Annotated in this window: 17 protein-coding genes; 14 read left to right on the top strand and 3 right to left on the bottom strand. The window is 38.0% G+C overall.

All coding sequences use genetic code 11. The features are described from left to right. Window positions 1–147: 147 nt before the first annotated feature. Window positions 148–282, bottom strand: coding sequence for a YqzM family protein (locus H0173_RS10535; protein ID WP_221846478.1), 135 nt, complete (start codon window positions 280–282; stop codon window positions 148–150). A 466-nt stretch (window positions 283–748) separates the two neighbouring features. Here H0173_RS10535 and holA point away from each other — a divergent pair, with 466 nt between their 5' ends. Further along, window positions 749–1,771: a DNA polymerase III subunit delta gene (holA, locus tag H0173_RS10530; RefSeq protein WP_221846476.1), complete on the top strand. Its 1,023-nt coding sequence runs from the start codon at window positions 749–751 to the stop codon at window positions 1,769–1,771. Between the two features lie 77 nt (window positions 1,772–1,848). Here the strand turns inward: holA and rpsT are convergent, their stop codons facing one another. After that, on the bottom strand, window positions 1,849–2,115 hold the full coding sequence (gene rpsT / locus H0173_RS10525; RefSeq protein ID WP_221846473.1) for a 30S ribosomal protein S20: 267 nt from the start codon (window positions 2,113–2,115) through the stop codon (window positions 1,849–1,851). A 234-nt stretch (window positions 2,116–2,349) separates the two neighbouring features. Between rpsT and gpr the strand changes: the two genes are divergently transcribed. The 13 genes from gpr to deoC all read left to right on the top strand — a co-directional run bounded on the left by gpr (window position 2,350) and on the right by deoC (window position 17,423). Further along, window positions 2,350–3,474 carry a GPR endopeptidase gene (gpr, locus tag H0173_RS10520; RefSeq protein ID WP_221846471.1) on the top strand — a complete coding sequence of 375 codons (1,125 nt, stop codon included), beginning with the start codon at window positions 2,350–2,352 and terminating at the stop codon, window positions 3,472–3,474. A gap of 68 nt (window positions 3,475–3,542) precedes the next feature. Continuing rightward, a complete protein-coding gene (gene spoIIP / locus H0173_RS10515; protein WP_221846469.1) occupies window positions 3,543–4,745 on the top strand; it encodes a stage II sporulation protein P in 1,203 nt (400 codons plus the stop codon). Window positions 4,746–4,763: 18 nt separating this feature from the next. Then, complete coding sequence (locus H0173_RS10510) at window positions 4,764–5,111, top strand: YqxA family protein (protein ID WP_221846466.1); 348 nt, start codon at window positions 4,764–4,766, stop codon at window positions 5,109–5,111. A 168-nt stretch (window positions 5,112–5,279) separates the two neighbouring features. Beyond that, window positions 5,280–7,115 (top strand): translation elongation factor 4, encoded by a 1,836-nt coding sequence (lepA, locus tag H0173_RS10505; RefSeq protein ID WP_221846464.1) that lies wholly within the window; start codon window positions 5,280–5,282, stop codon window positions 7,113–7,115. 98 nt (window positions 7,116–7,213) lie between these two features. After that, the gene (gene hemW / locus H0173_RS10500) at window positions 7,214–8,347 is read left to right on the top strand and encodes a radical SAM family heme chaperone HemW (protein ID WP_221846486.1); all 1,134 of its coding nucleotides are present in this window, start codon (window positions 7,214–7,216) and stop codon (window positions 8,345–8,347) included. Window positions 8,348–8,448: 101 nt separating this feature from the next. Further along, entirely contained in the window at window positions 8,449–9,480 is a 1,032-nt protein-coding gene (gene hrcA, locus H0173_RS10495) for a heat-inducible transcriptional repressor HrcA (RefSeq protein WP_221846449.1), read from the top strand. Window positions 9,481–9,580: 100 nt separating this feature from the next. Then, window positions 9,581–10,183, top strand: coding sequence for a nucleotide exchange factor GrpE (gene grpE / locus H0173_RS10490; protein ID WP_221846447.1), 603 nt, complete (start codon window positions 9,581–9,583; stop codon window positions 10,181–10,183). A 28-nt stretch (window positions 10,184–10,211) separates the two neighbouring features. Continuing rightward, entirely contained in the window at window positions 10,212–12,044 is a 1,833-nt protein-coding gene (dnaK, locus tag H0173_RS10485) for a molecular chaperone DnaK (RefSeq protein WP_221846445.1), read from the top strand. 248 nt (window positions 12,045–12,292) lie between these two features. Then, on the top strand, window positions 12,293–13,414 hold the full coding sequence (gene dnaJ, locus H0173_RS10480) for a molecular chaperone DnaJ (RefSeq protein ID WP_221846444.1): 1,122 nt from the start codon (window positions 12,293–12,295) through the stop codon (window positions 13,412–13,414). 20 nt (window positions 13,415–13,434) lie between these two features. After that, a complete protein-coding gene (prmA, locus tag H0173_RS10475; protein ID WP_221846442.1) occupies window positions 13,435–14,379 on the top strand; it encodes a 50S ribosomal protein L11 methyltransferase in 945 nt (314 codons plus the stop codon). 99 nt (window positions 14,380–14,478) lie between these two features. Next, window positions 14,479–15,228 carry a 16S rRNA (uracil(1498)-N(3))-methyltransferase gene (locus H0173_RS10470; RefSeq protein ID WP_221846440.1) on the top strand — a complete coding sequence of 250 codons (750 nt, stop codon included), beginning with the start codon at window positions 14,479–14,481 and terminating at the stop codon, window positions 15,226–15,228. A 6-nt stretch (window positions 15,229–15,234) separates the two neighbouring features. Further along, a complete protein-coding gene (gene mtaB / locus H0173_RS10465; protein ID WP_221846438.1) occupies window positions 15,235–16,581 on the top strand; it encodes a tRNA (N(6)-L-threonylcarbamoyladenosine(37)-C(2))-methylthiotransferase MtaB in 1,347 nt (448 codons plus the stop codon). Between the two features lie 170 nt (window positions 16,582–16,751). Further along, the gene (gene deoC, locus H0173_RS10460) at window positions 16,752–17,423 is read left to right on the top strand and encodes a deoxyribose-phosphate aldolase (protein WP_221846436.1); all 672 of its coding nucleotides are present in this window, start codon (window positions 16,752–16,754) and stop codon (window positions 17,421–17,423) included. Between the two features lie 37 nt (window positions 17,424–17,460). On the opposite strand, the gene H0173_RS10455 is transcribed toward deoC, so the two are convergent. After that, complete coding sequence (locus tag H0173_RS10455) at window positions 17,461–18,381, bottom strand: Na/Pi symporter (protein ID WP_221846434.1); 921 nt, start codon at window positions 18,379–18,381, stop codon at window positions 17,461–17,463. Between the last annotated feature and the right edge of the window lie 244 nt (window positions 18,382–18,625).

Here is an 18,625-nt window from a genome sequence, read left to right as displayed (position 1 = left end):
CAAGTGCCCGCAGCGGAAATCAACGGGCAAATTACAAAAACAATAATATATGCGGAAATAGCCTAAATACCTAAATAAATGATGAAATTAAAAAGAGGCTGCTAGCGGCAACCTCCAAAAAATTCACCTATGTAGTCATTAAGCTCATTAAGATCCTACAACTTTAATGACTGTTGCAATAATAAATAATGTTGCAAAGAAACCAAAAGATACGCCAAATCCAACACCAGAGTCAACAGCATCATTTCGTTTGCTTTGGACATTTTTTTCAAATTCGTTCACAGTCTACCCCTCCTATTTCCTTTTCCCCACAACTAACGGACAGTAAATCCCACCTCCATGGGGAGTAATCGGGAAGTCCGGTGGGAAAACCGCCCGTAAAAGTAAGATTGGCTCAACGATCATCAGTCAATGCTGATGGAAGGTTCGCCTTATAGTATAAGCTAATCTCAAGAAAAAATCTAGCTTTCCTCGGAGCCATTTCCTTGAATGACAAGAGTTGTCACAAATAAGTTAAAGTTGTCTGGCAACAATACTTAGTACATTGATGCACCGTTGTGACTTGAGTATCCTAGGCCTCATGTTCCGACGTTCATTATAGATGGGAGAATTGGCACTAGTTCGGATATAGTGTCAATTCTCTTTTGATAGTAGTCCTTTTTTCATTCATTGCCATTTCCTTGTTACTTGTCAAATCCAGTTAGGTTCATTAGGATAAAGATATCCTAAAGTGAACGGAGAGAAAAAAGTGGTTTTTGATTTATGGAAGCAGATTAATGCAAAAAAATTTTCTCCTATTTTTTTATTATACGGAGCGGAATCATTTCTTATTAATGAAACGAAACAGTTATTAATTTCCAATGTCCTCACGGATGAAGAAATGGATTTTAACCTTTCTACATATGATTTAGAAGAAACATCGATTGACGCTGCGCTTGAAGACGCTGAAACTTTTCCATTCATGGGTGAAAGAAGGTTAATTTTTTTACATAATCCTGTTTTTTTGACATCTGAAAAAACAAAGGAAAAGGTCGAACATAATGTAGCAAAGCTAGAAGCATATATTAAGGAACCATCACCATATTCAATAGTAGTCTTTATAGCACCTTATGAAAAATTAGACGAACGGAAAAAAATTACGAAAGAATTAAAAAGAAATGCTGCAGTTCTAGAGGCAAAAAAACTAAATGAGGCAGAGCTAAAATCATGGATTAAAGAGCGTGCTGCACTGAATGAAGTTGAAATCGATAATGAGGCTGCAGAATATATGCTTACTATCGCGGGTACAAATTTATTCTTACTAACAAGTGAAATTAATAAGCTTGCCTTATACACGGGTAAGGGAAGCAAAATTGAAATGCCTATCATTGATAAATTAGTTTCACGTTCATTAGAACAAAATATTTTTACACTTGTAGATAAAATTGTGCACAGAAAAATCGATGATGCATTACGGATTTATTATGATCTTCTTAAACAAAATGAAGAGCCGATAAAAATATTGTCCATCATAACGGGACAGTTTAGACTTATTTATCAAGTTAAAGAGCTGGCTAGAAGAGGTTATGGTCAGCAGCAAATTGCAGGTTCTTTAAAGGTTCATCCTTTTCGGGTTAAGCTTGCTGCCGGACAAGCCCAGCTATTTAGTGAAAAAGAGCTTGCAACTATCATGAAGCTTTTGGCGGATGCGGACTACAAAATGAAGACAAGTGGTATGAATAAAGCACTGCTAATAGAGATGTTTCTGTTTCGGTTAAATCATTATTCTTAATAAAAAAAACGGCCTCTGATGAGGCCGTTTTTTCATAAAAATAAAAGGCTATCTTAATTAAGATAGCCAATACAAGCTTACGCGTTTAAAGTGTTTAACTTTTTCATTAAACGAGACTTTTTACGAGCAGCAGCGTTTTTGTGGATTAGACCTTTAGCAGCAGCTTTATCTAATTTACGAGCAGCATCAACGAAAGATTCTTTCGCAGCAGAAGCATCGTTAAGAACGATAGCAGCATCAACTTTTTTCACAGCTGTACGCATTGCAGATTTAGCAGTAGCGTTTTGAGCGTTTTTAGTTTCGTTTGTTTTAACACGCTTAATAGCAGATTTAATGTTTGGCATTCCATTCACCTCCCGCAAACAGCATCGAGATTATATTAAACTCGACTTTCACATTCATTAACAATCAAATATTAAGAACAAGTGATATTTTATCAAACCCTACGGATTATTGCAATACATCCCTTAAGTTTTTCCTATTTTCGAACAACTGATTGAAACCTGAATGTTTTTTCTATGAAAAGGAAAAGATAGGATATAGTCTGACTTTCAGAAAAGATATAAGGGGGAATGAACTTGAAAGAGTCCCATGATTTAAGAAATTACTCTATTAGAACGGATTTGGCTATTGAAGCAAGGGAAATGGTTATTGCAGATCGTCATAAACATATTCAAGAGGAAGAAAACCTTTCGAATATTGAAGGGGTTATTATTAAAGAACGGGAAGAAGATGATATAAAAATATCATATGTTGAAGTGACGAAAGAAGGAGCAAAGGCTCTAGGAAAAAAAGAAGGGAAATATTTAACCTTGGAAGCGATTGGCATAAGGCAGCAGGATACCCCTATGCAGAAAAAGGTAGTGAAAATCTTCGCTTCAGAACTTGCTCAGTTTTTGAATCATCTTGGGATAAAAAAAGATGCTTCATGCTTAGTTGTTGGATTAGGTAATTGGAATGTAACTCCAGATGCACTTGGGCCGCAAGTTTGCGAGAACCTGCTTGTTACTCGCCACCTCTTTCAATTACAGCCTGAAAGTGTTGAAGAGGGTTATCGTCCGGTTAGTGCCATCGCACCAGGTGTAATGGGGCTGACTGGAATAGAAACAAGCGATATCATCTTTGGAATTGTAGATAACACAAAACCTGACTTTGTTATTGTCATTGACGCTCTAGCGTCACGTTCGTTAGAAAGAGTAAATTCCACCATCCAAATTTCCGATACAGGTATCCATCCTGGCTCAGGGGTAGGAAATAAGCGTAAAGAAATCAGCCAAAAGACTTTAGGGATCCCGGTTATAGCGATTGGTGTTCCAACCGTTGTCGATGCTGTTTCGATTACAAGTGATACGATCGATTATATATTAAAGCATTTCGGTAAAGAGATGAGAGAGGGAGACAGACCATCAAGAGCGTTAGCGCCTGCAGGAATGAACTTTGGTGAACGAAGAAAGCTGACAGATGAGGATCTTCCTGAAGAACAGCATCGAAAAACTTTTTTAGGAATGATTGGAACGCTTCCAGAAGATGAAAAAAGAAAACTGATTTATGAGGTTCTCTCTCCTATTGGTCATAATCTAATGGTAACGCCTAAGGAAGTAGACGTTTTTATTGAAGATATGGCAAATCTTCTAGCCAATGGGTTAAATGCTGCTTTGCATCAAAATATTGATCATGAGAACTCAGGTTTCTATACAAGATAAATATTTTATGTTCTATCTTCTCTAGCGAAGTCATATGAATTACTAGACTTGCAAAGAGAGGTGGAAGGATGAAACCTATTAAAAATGGTGGAATCATTGTATTTATACAAGGATCGAGCTTATTAAAAATTGTTGGCGGTTTTCTTCTGTTCCTATTCATGATTTTTTCGATAAGCGGTGCTCTGACAGCATTAAAGCCGGAATACAGAATTAGTTCATCTTCTGTCAATAATGCAACGAATAAAATTACAGGAGAAATGCTCTATCAATTTCTTGGCTGGGAAAACCGTCATTTTCTAAAAGGCGTAAATGAGCAGACATCTCCTCCTGTCATGAATTCTTTATTTAAGATGTCTACGAATATAAATTTAGACGATCCTAGGAGCTTATTGGGAAGAGAGCTACCTTTTTTCTCTTTTTTTGATAAACAAATTATTGTTGCGGGAGAAGGAACAAACTATACAAATATGCCGATTGAATCTTCTCCGCCCATTGAGTTTCTACAAGCAGAACAAGAGGCAGATCTTAAAAATATTGAGGATTTACAAGAAACAAATGGTGAACAAACGACTGACCAGCCTATCCATACAACAGGCGATCGAGAGGTAGTTTATGTATATTTCACACACAATACTGAATCATACCTTCCATATTTGGACGGTGTGACAAATCCGGATTTAGCATTTCATACGAAAATAAATGTCACGAAAATTGGCGATAAGCTAAAGGAAGAGCTTGCAAGCAAGGGAATTGGCACTTTTGTTGATAAGACAGATGTTCAAAAGAAACTTAATCAAAAGGGCTGGAAATATTGGAAGTCCTATGAGGAATCAAGAGAAGTTGTGAAAGCTGCCACAACCGCAAATCGAGATTTAACTTATTTCATCGATATTCATCGAGATTCAAGAAGAAGAGTTCAAACTACAGTAGATGTTAATGGGAAACCATATGCTAAGCTCGCTTTTGTAATTGGAACTGCCAATCCAAACTATGAAAAGAATGTGAAATTCGCTAATGAACTTCATAAAAGACTAGAGACTAAATATAAAGGATTAAGCAGAGGAATTGTTACTCAATCAGGACCAAATCATAATGGTATTTATAATCAAGATTTATCAGGAAATGCCATTCTTATTGAATTTGGCGGTGTTGATAATACTTTTGAAGAATTGAATCGTTCAGCGGCAGCCCTTGCAGATGTTTTCAGTGAATTTTACTGGCAAGCAGAAAGTGTGAGTAATCCTGTACAGGATCAGGGTGAAAAGAAATAAATTAATAGGTGATCATTTATGAAATGGTTTATGTTTAAGGCTTTTTTTCTAGCTTCTCTCATGTTTTTAGCAGTGCTATTCGGCATGCAGCAGGCAAATGAAGGAATAACAAAAATGAAAGGATTTCATGATGAAAGTTTTAAAGGAGCTTTTACTTTCCATGAAAATGACACAGGAGACCTTCAAGCTTCCATTTTAGGTAAAGATGTTTCAAGCCATGATTTGCAGCAGAAAAAAGAAAAGCTGGAGGAAATGAAGGCTTATAATCTTTTCTCATCTATGGGTAAGACGTTTTCTGATAGCATATCTGCCATAACAGATAACATTATTCATTTCATAACTGATTTAATAAGAGGACAAAATTAAGGCTGCTGACAGGCAGCCATTTTTTATTTTAATGAAATCTACTTTCTAACACTGCTAGCATTGAATCTTCATAGATGGACTGCTATAATCTAAAAATAGTGCATTTGTTGTGTTATTTAGTGTAAAATGATGCTTTACAGGCCTTGCGCTTTTAATAGGAGTGAAACAATGAACAGAGAAGATAGACTTAATAGACAATCTAAAATTCGAAATTTTTCTATTATCGCTCATATCGATCACGGAAAATCTACTTTAGCTGACCGAATCCTTGAAAAAACCAATGCATTAACGTCAAGGGAAATGAAGGATCAGCTTCTTGATTCGATGGATTTAGAAAGAGAGCGCGGAATTACAATAAAACTTAATTCAGTTCAGTTGAAATATAAAGCGAAGGATGGCGAAGACTATACCTTCCACCTTATTGATACACCTGGACATGTCGATTTCACTTATGAGGTTTCTCGAAGCTTAGCGGCGTGTGAAGGGGCAATTCTTGTTGTCGATGCTGCACAAGGGATTGAGGCTCAAACACTAGCTAACGTGTATTTAGCTCTTGATAATGATTTGGAAATTATTCCTGTTATTAATAAAATTGACCTTCCAAGTGCTGATCCTGAACGAGTACGAAATGAGGTTGAAGAAGTAATTGGTCTTGATGCATCTGAGGCTGTTCTTGCTTCTGCTAAAGCCGGAATTGGGATTGAGGATATTTTAGAACAGATCGTAGAAAAAGTTCCAGCCCCTACAGGTGATCCGGATGCACCTTTAAAGGCACTTATTTTCGATTCATTATTTGATGCATATCGTGGGGTCGTAGCTTATATCCGAGTAGTAGAAGGCACAGTTAAAGCTGGTGATAAAATCCGAATGATGGCAACAGGCAAAGAATTTGATGTTGTTGAGGTTGGGGTATTCTCACCTAAAGCAAATCCTCAAGATGAACTGACAGTTGGAGATGTTGGCTACTTAACAGCTTCCATCAAAAATGTCGGTGACACTCGTGTTGGGGATACAATCACCAACGCGAAAAATGGTGCTTTAGAGCCACTGCCAGGCTATCGTAAATTAAATCCGATGGTATATTGCGGTCTATATCCAATTGACAGCGCTAAATTTAACGATCTTCGCGATGCTCTTGAAAAGCTGGAGCTGAATGACTCTGCATTACAATTTGAGCCTGAAACATCACAAGCTCTTGGCTTTGGTTTCCGCTGCGGATTTTTAGGTCTTCTTCACATGGAGATTATTCAAGAGCGTATTGAACGTGAATTCAAAATTGATCTAATCACTACAGCACCAAGTGTAATCTATGATGTTATTATGACAGATGGCACGAATATTAAAATTGATAACCCGTCTAAAATGCCAGATCCGCAAAAAATCGACCGCATAGAGGAGCCATATGTAAAAGCATCCATGATGGCGCCTAATGACTATGTTGGAGCGATTATGGAGCTTTGTCAGGAAAAACGCGGTATCTTTGTTAATATGCAATACATGGATGAAACCCGTGTCAATATCACATATGAAATTCCTTTATCTGAAATTGTATATGACTTCTTTGATCAGCTTAAATCTAATACAAAAGGATATGCTTCTTTTGATTATGAATTAATTGGCTATAAGCCTTCCAAACTTGTGAAAATGGATATTCTTTTGAATGGTGAAAAGGTGGATGCCTTAAGTTTCATCGTTCATAGAGACTTTGCCTATGACCGTGGAAAAGTAATTGTTGAAAAACTAAAAGAATTGATTCCGCGTCAGCAATTCGAGGTTCCTGTTCAAGCGGCAATTGGCCAGAAGATTATTGCTCGTTCAACTATTAAATCAATGGGTAAAAACGTATTGGCTAAATGTTACGGTGGAGACATTTCCCGTAAGCGTAAGCTGCTTGAAAAGCAGAAGGAAGGGAAGAAGCGCATGAAGCAGGTTGGATCAGTTGAAGTTCCACAGGAAGCCTTCATGGCTGTATTAAAAATGGACGACACAAATAAGAAGAAATAATTTTTTGATTCTATAGAAGGAGGTTGGATATGCTTACATCAGAAAGCAGCTCCAGCCTTTTTCTGTTTTTTGAAATAAATGATAAGGGTGTGTTAATAATGATAAGAGCGGCCTATATTCATATCCCTTTTTGTGAGCATATATGCCACTATTGTGATTTTAATAAAGTCTTCTTGCAAGGGCAGCCGGTAGATGAGTACTTAAATTCACTGAAAAAGGAAATGGAGCTGGCATTACTAGCTTCACCGCCCCAGCATTTCCGATCCATATTTGTTGGGGGAGGTACGCCAACCGCTTTAAATGAAGAACAGCTCGAAAAGTTGTGCATTATCATCAAAGAACATCTGCCCTACGATGAAGGAACAGAGTTTACGTTTGAGGCAAACCCGGGAGATCTTTCTGAAGAAAAGCTTCGTATTTTGTATGACGCCGGAGTAAATCGGATTAGCTTCGGGGTACAAACCTTTAATGAAGAGCTTCTAAAGAAAATTGGGAGAGTGCATAGACCAAAGGATGTCTTTCAATCTGTAGAAGCTGCGAAAAAAACAGGCTTTGAAAATATTAGCATTGATTTAATTTATAGCTTGCCTGGACAAACAATTAATGATTTCAAGGAAACACTCCAGACTGCATTCACATTGGATATTGTTCATTACTCCGGTTATTCACTCATTATTGAACCTAAAACGGTATTCTATAACTTAATGAGAAAAGGCAAATTGCAGTCTCCAGGGGAAGATGCAGAAACTGAAATGTATGAAATCCTCATGAATGAGATGGATAAACAAGGTTTCAAGCAATATGAAATCAGCAATTTTTCTAAACTAGGATTTGAAAGCAAACATAATCTAACCTATTGGAATAATGAATGGTACTACGGTTTTGGTGCTGGAGCTCATGGTTATGTGAATGGAAGAAGAGTATCCAATCACGGCCCGATAAAAAAATATATGGATGCTCTCGATAAAGGGGAATTGCCTATATTGGATGCCCATACCGTTACTTTCCAAGAACAAATTGAAGAGGAAATGTTTCTGGGATTAAGAAAAACAGAAGGTGTTTCCATTCCTCGCTTTTTAGAGAAATTTGGCGAAAATCCTATCGAATTATTTGAAGAGGAATTAACCCAATTAATAAAACGCAATTTGATTATAGTTACGGAAGAACATATTCAATTATCGAGAAGAGGGCGTTTTCTTGGGAATGAGGTTTTTCAATTCTTTCTAAAGTAAAAAAATCACACTGTGTTTTTATTGACACCAAACCATTGATTTGATAATTTATTAGTAGAATTAGCACTCGCATATAAAGAGTGCTAACAGAGGTGATAATTGTGTTGACAGATCGCCAATTATTGATCTTTCAGGTTATTGTCGATGATTTTATTCAATCTGCGCAGCCAGTCGGTTCGAGGAGTTTGTCGAAAAAAGACAAAATAACATTTAGTTCCGCGACTATTCGTAATGAAATGTCTGATTTAGAAGAGCTGGGGTTTATTGAAAAAACACACACCTCATCAGGAAGAATTCCTTCCGAAAAAGGTTATCGTTATTACGTAGATCATTTGCTGGCTCCTCAAAAGCTTAATCAGCAAGATGTTCATAAATTAAAGTCCGTATTTGCGGAAAGAATATTTGAGCTGGAAAAGATTGTTCAAAAGTCAGCTAAAATACTTTCTGAACTGACAAACTATACTTCAATTGTGTTAGGACCAGCTGTAAAGGAAAATAAGTTAAAAAGAATACAAATTATTCCTTTAAACAGTCAGACTGCTATAGCCATTATTGTTACAGATTCAGGTCATGTTGAAAATCGAATGTTTCATCTTCCTGAGACAATGGATTCAAGCGATCTTGAAAAACTGGTAAATATTTTAAATGAACGCTTGGCTGGGGCTTCAATTGAAAGCTTAAATGATAAGATTTATAAAGAGGTAGCTATTCTTTTAAGGCAGCATATTAATAATTATGACTATATCCTGCACTCTGTTGCAGATGCGCTAAAGGTCCCGGCTCATGAAAAGCTATTCTTTGGCGGTAAGTCAAATATGCTGAGCCAGCCTGAATTTCATGACATTGATAAGATTAAAAGCTTAATGGACATGATTGAACAGGAAGATAGAATTTATGAACTTATTAGGAAAAACAAATCAGGCATTCATGTGAATATAGGTAAAGAAAACAATAATTCAGCAATGGATAATTGCAGCTTGATTACGGCAACATACTCAGTTGGTGCTGAACAGCTGGGCACCATTGCTATACTAGGACCAACAAGGATGGAGTATTCCCGTGTCATTTCTCTTCTCGACTATATTAGTTCGGATCTAACATCTGTCCTAACTAAGCTTTATCAGAGTGATTGACGATGGAAATATTGCTAAGGGTGGGACCCCTTAAAGAAGTCCCATCCCTTTCCTTGTGCCTCAAAAAGTATTTTGTAAACCTTAAAGGGAGGTGAAAAAATTGGCAGAAGAAAAAGATATTTTAAAAGAAGAAACTGCTTCTAATTCTGACCAATCTCTTAATACCGATGCAACTGAAGCTGAAGAAATCGCAGAGGAAGCTGCAAATGAAACTGTTGCAGAAATCTCTTTAGAAGCTCAGCTTAAGGAAGCACAGGAAAAAGCGGTTGCGTTAGAAGGGAAATTCCAAGAAATGGAGAACCGATATTTACGTCTCCAAGCCGATTTTGATAATTCCAGACGAAGAGCAAGACTTGATCTTGAGTCGTCTGAAAAATATAGAGCACAAAAATTAATCACTGATTTACTGCCGGCTATTGATAACTTTGAAAGAGCTTTACAAATGGAATCTGACAATGAGCAAGTTAAATCTGTTCTTCAAGGAATGGAAATGGTGCACAGAGGCCTTTTAGAAGCTTTGAAAAATGAAGGGGCAGAACAAATTGATGCTGTTGGCAAGGAATTTGATCCAAATTTCCACCAAGCAGTTATGCAAGTTCAAGAAGAAGGATATGAGTCCAATATGGTTGTAGAGGTATTCCAAAAAGGATATATCCTTAAGGACAGAGTGATCCGTCCAGCAATGGTAAAAGTGAATATGTAAGTTACATAATTTTGGGAGGTAAAAAAACATGAGTAAAATTATTGGAATCGACTTAGGTACAACGAACTCATGTGTCTCTGTTCTAGAAGGCGGAGAGGCAAAAGTTATTCCAAATCCAGAAGGTAACCGTACAACACCTTCTGTTGTTGCTTTTAAAAATGGCGAAAGACAAGTGGGAGAAGTAGCAAAACGTCAATCGATTACAAATCCGAACACAATCCTTTCTGTTAAGCGTCATATGGGTACTGATTTCAAAGTAGAGGCTGAAGGAAAAGAATATACACCGCAAGAAATTTCAGCAATTATTCTTCAATATTTAAAATCATATGCTGAAGAGTACCTTGGTGAAAAAGTAACAAAAGCAGTTGTTACAGTTCCAGCTTATTTTAACGATGCTGAGCGTCAAGCTACGAAGGATGCAGGAAGAATTGCTGGCTTAGAGGTTGAGCGTATTATTAACGAGCCAACTGCAGCTGCATTAGCATATGGAATGGATAAAACGGATGAAGATCAAACAATTCTAGTTTACGACCTTGGTGGCGGTACGTTTGACGTATCTATTCTTGAACTTGGCGATGGCGTATTTGAAGTTAAAGCTACAGCAGGTGACAACCGTCTAGGTGGAGATGACTTCGACCAAGTGATCATTGATTACTTAGTTGAAGAATTTAAAAAAGAGAATGGCATTGACCTTTCTAAAGATAAAATGGCTGCACAGCGCTTAAAGGATGCTGCAGAAAAGGCGAAGAAGGACCTATCTGGTGTAACTTCTACACAAATTTCTTTACCATTTATTACTGCTGGAGAAGCAGGACCGTTACATTTAGAAGTGACATTAACACGTGCAAAATTTGAAGAGCTTTCAAGTGGTTTAGTAGAACGTACAATGGGACCAACTCGCCAAGCTCTTAAGGATGCAGGCCTAACTCCTTCTGAAATTGATCGAGTTATTCTAGTTGGGGGATCAACACGTATCCCAGCTGTACAAGAAGCTATTAAGAGAGAAACAGGAAAAGAGCCGCATAAAGGTGTTAACCCTGATGAAGTAGTTGCAATGGGTGCAGCGATTCAAGGCGGAGTTATTTCAGGGGATGTTAAAGACGTTGTATTACTTGACGTAACACCTCTATCACTTGGAATTGAAACAATGGGCGGCGTATTCACAAAGCTTATTGATCGTAATACAACGATTCCAACATCTAAATCTCAAGTGTTCTCAACAGCTGCGGATAATCAATCTGCTGTTGATATCCATGTTCTTCAAGGTGAGCGTCCAATGGCTGCGGATAACAAAACTTTAGGCCGCTTCCAATTAGGCGATATTCCACCAGCACCAAGAGGAATTCCGCAAATTGAAGTATCATTTGATATCGATAAAAACGGTATTGTGAATGTTCGTGCGAAAGACCTGGGCACAAATAAAGAGCAAGCCATTACGATTAAATCTTCAACTGGATTATCTGATGAAGAAATCGAAAAAATGGTAAGAGAAGCAGAAGAAAACGCTGAAGCAGATAAGAAACGTAAGGAAGAAGTAGAGCTTCGCAATGAAGCAGATCAGCTTGTATTTACAACTGAAAAGACATTAAAAGATCTTGAAGGAAAAGTAGACGAAGCTGAGGTTGCAAAAGCAAATGAAGCGAAAGATGCGTTAAAGGCTGCTATCGAAAAGAACGATTTAGAAGAAATGAAAGCTAAGAAAGACGCACTGCAAGAAATCGTTCAAGCTTTAACAGTGAAGCTTTATGAAGAAGCTGCGAAGCAAGCTCAAGCTGCTGGAGGCGCACAAGGCCAAGAGGGCAAAAGCAATGATGACAATGTAGTTGACGCAGAATTTGAAGAGGTTAAAGACGATAAATAAGTCATATAGTGTTTATGTTCGGTGGCGTTGTCTAGCTGCAGCGCCTAAGGGCTCTCGGGTCTAAGCCAAGCCGTCAATAAGGTTAAAGAACAACCTTCTTGACGGCTAGTCTTATGCTTGTCGCCCCTGAGCAAGGCGCTTCCGCTTTTCTAAGTCAAAGTCAGGTCTATCTTGACTTTGACTTTTATTTTTGAATAGACATGTGTTAAAATAATCTTTATGTGAAAAGATTCGGGGAGTGGTAATCAATGAGTAAAAGGGATTACTATGAAGTGCTTGGTGTCGGTAAAGGGGCAAGTAAGGATGAAATAAAGAAGGCTTATCGTAAGCTATCGAAACAATATCATCCAGATATTAATAAAGACCCAGGTGCGGATGAGAAGTTTAAAGAAGTAAAAGAAGCCTATGAAGTATTAAGTGATGATCAGAAAAGATCACATTATGACCAGTTTGGACATACTGATCCAAACCAAGGCTTTGGTGGTGGCGGATTCGAAGGCTTCGGCGGCTTTGAAGATATTTTCAGTACTTTCTTCGGGGGCGGTGGATCACGCAGAAGAGATCCGAATGCCCCAAGGCAAGGTGCAGATTTGCAATATACGATGACATTATCTTTTGAAGATGCTGTTTTTGGCAAGGAGACAGAAATTGAGATTCCGCGTGAAGAAACATGTGAAACATGTAACGGATCAGGTGCAAAGCCAGGGACAAAGCCTGAAACATGCAGCCACTGTTATGGTTCTGGACAAGTAAATATTGAACAGAACACACCTTTTGGCAAGATTGTGAATCGAAGAACATGTAATTATTGTAATGGAACTGGAAAACAGATTAAGGATAAATGTTCCACTTGCGGCGGAAATGGAAAAGTTAAAAAACGCCGGAAAATTGCTGTGAAAATTCCTGCCGGTATTGATGATGGCCAGCAGCTAAGAGTAGCAGGCCAAGGTGAACCGGGAGTAAACGGCGGACCTTCCGGAGATTTATATGTTGTATTCCATGTCCGTTCTCATGAATTCTTTGAGCGCGATGGCGACGACGTTTATTGTGAAATGCCAATCACATATGTGCAGGCAGCTTTAGGGGACGAAATCGAAGTGCCTACCCTATATGGAAAGGTTAAATTAAAAGTTCCAGCAGGTACACAAACTGGCACAAAGTTCCGATTAAGAGATAAAGGGATTCAAAATGTTAGAGGCTACGGAAAAGGCGATCAGCATATCATTGTCAGAATCGTAACACCTACAAAACTTACAGAAAAACAAAAGCAGCTATTACAGGAATTTGCTGAAATTAGCGGGCAAGTACCGCAAGGAGAGCATGAAGAAAGCTTCTTCGCTAAAGTAAAGCGGGCATTTAAGGGCGATTAATGAATGGAGTTGGAATAACATTGAAATGGTCAGAAATTAGTATTCATACAACAAATGAGGCAGTTGAACCAATTTCAAATATATTGCATGAAGCAGGAGCAAGCGGAGTGGTCATTGAAGATCCATATGAACTTGTGAAAGAAAGAAAAGATCAATTCGGTGAAATCTACCAGCTCAATCCATTAGACTATCCTGAAGATGGAGTAATCGTTAAAGCTTATTTGCCTGAAAATAGTTTTCTTGCTGAAACGGTTGATGAAATTAAAGAAGAGATCAATAATCTCCTCTTGTATAATATTGATATTGGAAAAAATGATATTAAAATCAGTGAAGTTAATGAAGAGGAATGGGCAACAGCCTGGAAGAAATATTATCATCCTGTTAAAATATCTGAAAGATTTACGATTGTTCCTACATGGGAAGAGTACACACCTGTTTCAACGGATGAATTAATTATTGAGCTAGATCCTGGAATGGCTTTTGGTACGGGTACTCATCCAACAACCGTTATGTGTATTCAAGCATTAGAAAGAACAGTGAGCAACAGAGATAAGATTATTGATGTTGGTACTGGTTCAGGTGTACTTAGTATTGCTGCAGCCATGCTAGGTGCTGAAAAAGTAACAGCTTTAGATCTTGATGAGGTGGCAGTGAATTCAGCGCGTCAAAACATTGAATTAAATAAGGTTCAAAATGTGGTTGACGTTGCCCAAAATAATCTTCTGGACGGTATCACTGCAGAAGTTGATATTGTTGTAGCTAATATACTTGCTGAGGTGATCCTCCGTTTTACTGATGATGTAGCTTCAGTCGTGAAAGAGGGCGGATTCTTTATTGCTTCTGGCATTATCCAACAGAAGAAACAAGAAATTAAAGACGCAATGATTGCAGCAGGCTTCCGAATTGAAGAAACAATTCAAATGGAAGACTGGGTAGCGATTATTGGAAAAAAAGAAAAACAATAAAACAAAAATAGGAAACGAAAGAAAAGGGGGAACCTCAAATTTGTTCCCTCTTTTTATACGTTAATCATTAAGAATAAGGCAGAAAAGAGGGTGTCCGTTTTGCAGCGTTATTTTGTCAATCACTCCCCAAATGAAAACCTCTATAGCATATTAGGGGATGACTATCATCACATTGTTCGGGTAATGAGGATGAAGGAAGGGGATCAGCTCATTTGTGTGGACCCGACGAAAGCTAGTGCTATTTGTTCAATTGTAGAAATTACCGATGAAAAAGTAGTAACAGAAGTTGTAAAATGGATAGAAGAATCCTCCGAACTGCCAATTGATATCACAATTGTGAGCGGTCTGCCTAAAGGGGATAAGCTTGAATGGATCATTCAAAAGGGAACAGAACTTGGCGCTTCTAGGTTTATCCCTTTTATTTCAGCACGCTCAGTAGTAAAATGGGATGAGAAAAAGGGGTCAAAAAAAGTCGATCGCTGGCAAAAAATTGCTAAGGAAGCGGCAGAGCAATCCCATCGGTCACATTTGCCTGAGGTTGATAGTCCGCTGAATTTGAAAGCGATCATTAAAACTAGTGAAATCTATGATTATAAATTGATTGCCTATGAGGAAGAAGCGAAGCAGGGAGAGTCATCGACTCTTCATAAGACGCTTAAAAGCATGAAAAAAGGCCAAAAACTGATGATTGTTTTTGGACCAGAAGGCGGATTAACCCATCAGGAAGTTTCATTATTACAGGAAAATGGCTTTCAAGCATGTGGACTAGGTCCGCGAATATTAAGAACCGAAACAGCACCGCTTTACGCACTTTCCGCTGTTTCCTATCATTTTGAACTAATGGAGTGAAATATTATGCCTACAGTTGCATTTCATACACTTGGTTGCAAAGTCAACCATTACGAAACAGAAGCCATTTGGCAATTATTTAAAGACTCTGGCTACGAACGAGTCGATTACGAATCGATGGCAGATGTTTATGTTATTAACACTTGTACAGTTACAAATACAGGTGATAAGAAGAGCCGTCAAGTGATTCGAAGAGCAATCAGAAAGAATCCGGATGGAGTCATCTGTGTAACAGGCTGCTATGCCCAGACTTCTCCAGCTGAAATAATGGCTATTCCAGGTGTTGATATTGTTGTTGGTACACAGGACCGAGTAAAAATGCTTGATTATATTGAGCAATTTAAAAAAGAGCGTCAGCCGATTAACGGGGTCGGAAATATTATGAAAAGCCGGGTTTATGAAGAGCTGGACGTACCTGCATTTACGGATCGTACTCGTGCTTCTCTTAAAATTCAGGAAGGCTGTAATAACTTCTGTACGTTCTGTATTATTCCATGGGCACGCGGATTAATGAGATCTAGAGATCCGAAGGAAGTTATCCGCCAAGCACAGCAATTAGTTGATGCTGGATATAAGGAAATCGTATTAACAGGTATTCACACAGGCGGCTACGGCGAGGATATGAAAGATTATAATTTAGCCATGCTGCTTCGTGATTTAGAAGCTCAAGTGAAGGGGCTTAAGCGAATTCGAATCTCTTCAATTGAAGCAAGCCAAATTACAGATGAAGTCATTGAAGTGATCAACCAATCTAATCTGATTGTTAGACATCTTCACATTCCGCTTCAATCAGGATCAAATACAGTTCTGAAAAGAATGCGCAGAAAGTATACAATGGAATTCTTCGGTGAGCGCTTGGATCGATTAAAAGAGGCGCTCCCTGGATTAGCAGTTACTTCTGATGTTATTGTCGGCTTCCCTGGTGAAACAGAAGAGGAGTTTATGGAAACGTATAATTTTATTAAGGAACATAAATTCTCTGAACTACATGTTTTCCCTTATTCTAAACGAACAGGAACACCAGCCGCACGTATGGAAGACCAAATTGATGAGGAAGTAAAAAATGAACGTGTTCATCGTTTGATTGCTTTATCAGATCAGCTGGCAAAAGAATATGCTTCTCAATTCGAGGGCGAGGTTCTTGAAGTAATTCCAGAAGAAGAATTTAAAGAGGAGAAAGCTAGCGGTTTATACGTTGGTTATACAGATAATTATCTTAAAGTAGTATTCCCTGCAACAGAAGAAATGGTTGGCCAAATTGTCAAAGTGAAAATTACAAAAGCTGGCTATCCATACAATGAGGGGCAATTTGTTCGAGTGCTGGAAGAAGATAGAGAAGAAGCTGCTGTATAAAAATATTTTTATAAAAAAGGGATTGCCAAACGGTAATTCCTTTTTTAATGAGCAAAATAATAAAAACACTTTTTTGAATCCGTTTACAGTATTTAACTCGATATTTTTAATAGTGCATGTTATGATGTGAGAGGTACGTACAACTCTTTATTTTGAAGGGAGTATTAAAGATGACAAAAACGATCGCAAAAATGATTGACCATACTTTATTAAAAGCAGATGCAACAAAAGACCAAATTGAAAATATTTGCGCTGAAGCAAAGCAGTATGATTTTGCTTCAGTATGTGTAAATCCAACATGGGTAAAACTTTCAAGCGAATTGCTTTCTGGTACAGATGTAAAGGTTTGTACAGTTATTGGTTTTCCACTAGGGGCAACAACACCTGAAACAAAGGCATTTGAAACGAAAAATGCCATTGAGAACGGAGCAACTGAAGTGGATATGGTTATTAATATTGGTGCATTAAAAAGCGGAGATCTTGAATTAGTGGAAAGCGATATCCGTGCAGTGGTTGAAGCTGCAAAGGGCAAGGCTTTAACAAAAGTAATCATTGAAACTTGCTTACTTACAGAAGAAGAGAAGGTTAAAGCTTGTGAATTATCCGTTAAAGCAGGAGCAGACTTTGTGAAGACCTCAACAGGCTTCTCTACTGGTGGTGCCACTAGTGAGGATATTGCTCTTATGCGAAAAACAGTAGGACCAAACATCGGTGTGAAAGCATCTGGCGGTGTTAGAAGTGCCGAGGATGCACAAAAAATGATTAAAGCTGGTGCAACTAGAATTGGTGCAAGCTCAGGAGCTGCCATCGTAAACGGATTAGTAAGTGATTCAGATTATTAATGATAAGAAAAAAAGTGCTGGGACCCCCGGCACTTTTTCATCGATCGTGCATCTTGATAATAAGCTTCCCAAATGGAACCGCAAACGGCAAGACCAGGAGGGAGGAAATAACATTAAATAGCACGCTTATATGTGCAAGCTGTACATCTGCTTCAGAAGCAAGCTGCAGTCCGATTGTCTCAAGGCTATGGATAAAAGGATAAAATGCAATTACTCCGATAATATTTAACCAAATATGGGCAAATGCAGATAGCCTCGCCTCGCGCCCTGCACCTATAGATGCCAAAAAGGCTGTAACACATGTTCCAATATTCGAGCCTAGCATGATAGCTATTCCTGTGTCTAAATTAATCGCCTCTCCAGTTAATAAACCCATGATAATTCCAGTAGTCGCTGTACTCGACTGAATAACAGCAGTAATAAGTGTACCTGCAGCAATACTGTAAAAATGACTCCCATCCAAACTCAACAGCAAATTATTAATGAAATCAATGGATGTTAATGGTCCGGCTAAAAATTCAAACCCCCCCATTGCAGCAAAGACAGCAGAAACTCCTAAAAGAATTAGCCCAATACTTCTAATAGTTCTTTTCTCAATTAAAAAAAAGGCTGCTCCCAAAATGGCAATTGGAACGATAAAGGAATCAATATCGAATGTAATCAATTCAGTTGTCAATGTAGTACCAATATTCGTCCCTAAAATAATTCCAATTGATTGAGGAAAAGTGAGAAGGCGGGCAGAAATTAGCCCGATTGTAATGACCATGACAGCAGAGCTGCTTTGCAAAATACAAGTAATCCCGACTCCTGCTAATAACCCTTTCCAAGGTGCAGAAGTTAATTTGGCTAGTCCAACTTTTAATGAATCACCAGATAAATTGAAAAGACCGGATCTTAATAGAGTCATTCCATAAATAAATAAACTAATAAAAATAATAAATAGAAATAGCTGGGTCAAGCTCCCACCCCCCTATCTCTATTTGTATGGGAAAAAAAGATGGACATGCCAATTCAAGCAACTAAAATTTCATTGTATCGTTTCAAAAATAATAAGAAACTGCGACAAATAAGAGGAAATTTGTCCATTCCGTCTATTTTAAATAAATTCATCTCGAAAAACTCTCATGCAAGGCTATTAACAGTTGACCTTGAATGCCTGTTATATTATAATTGCAAGGTACATGGAAAAAACCATGTTGGTG

Source organism: Bacillus sp. S/N-304-OC-R1, assembly GCF_019749375.1.
Classification (GTDB): Bacteria; Bacillota; Bacilli; order Bacillales; family Cytobacillaceae; genus Cytobacillus.
This window is presented reverse-complemented; position numbering and strand designations above follow the sequence as displayed.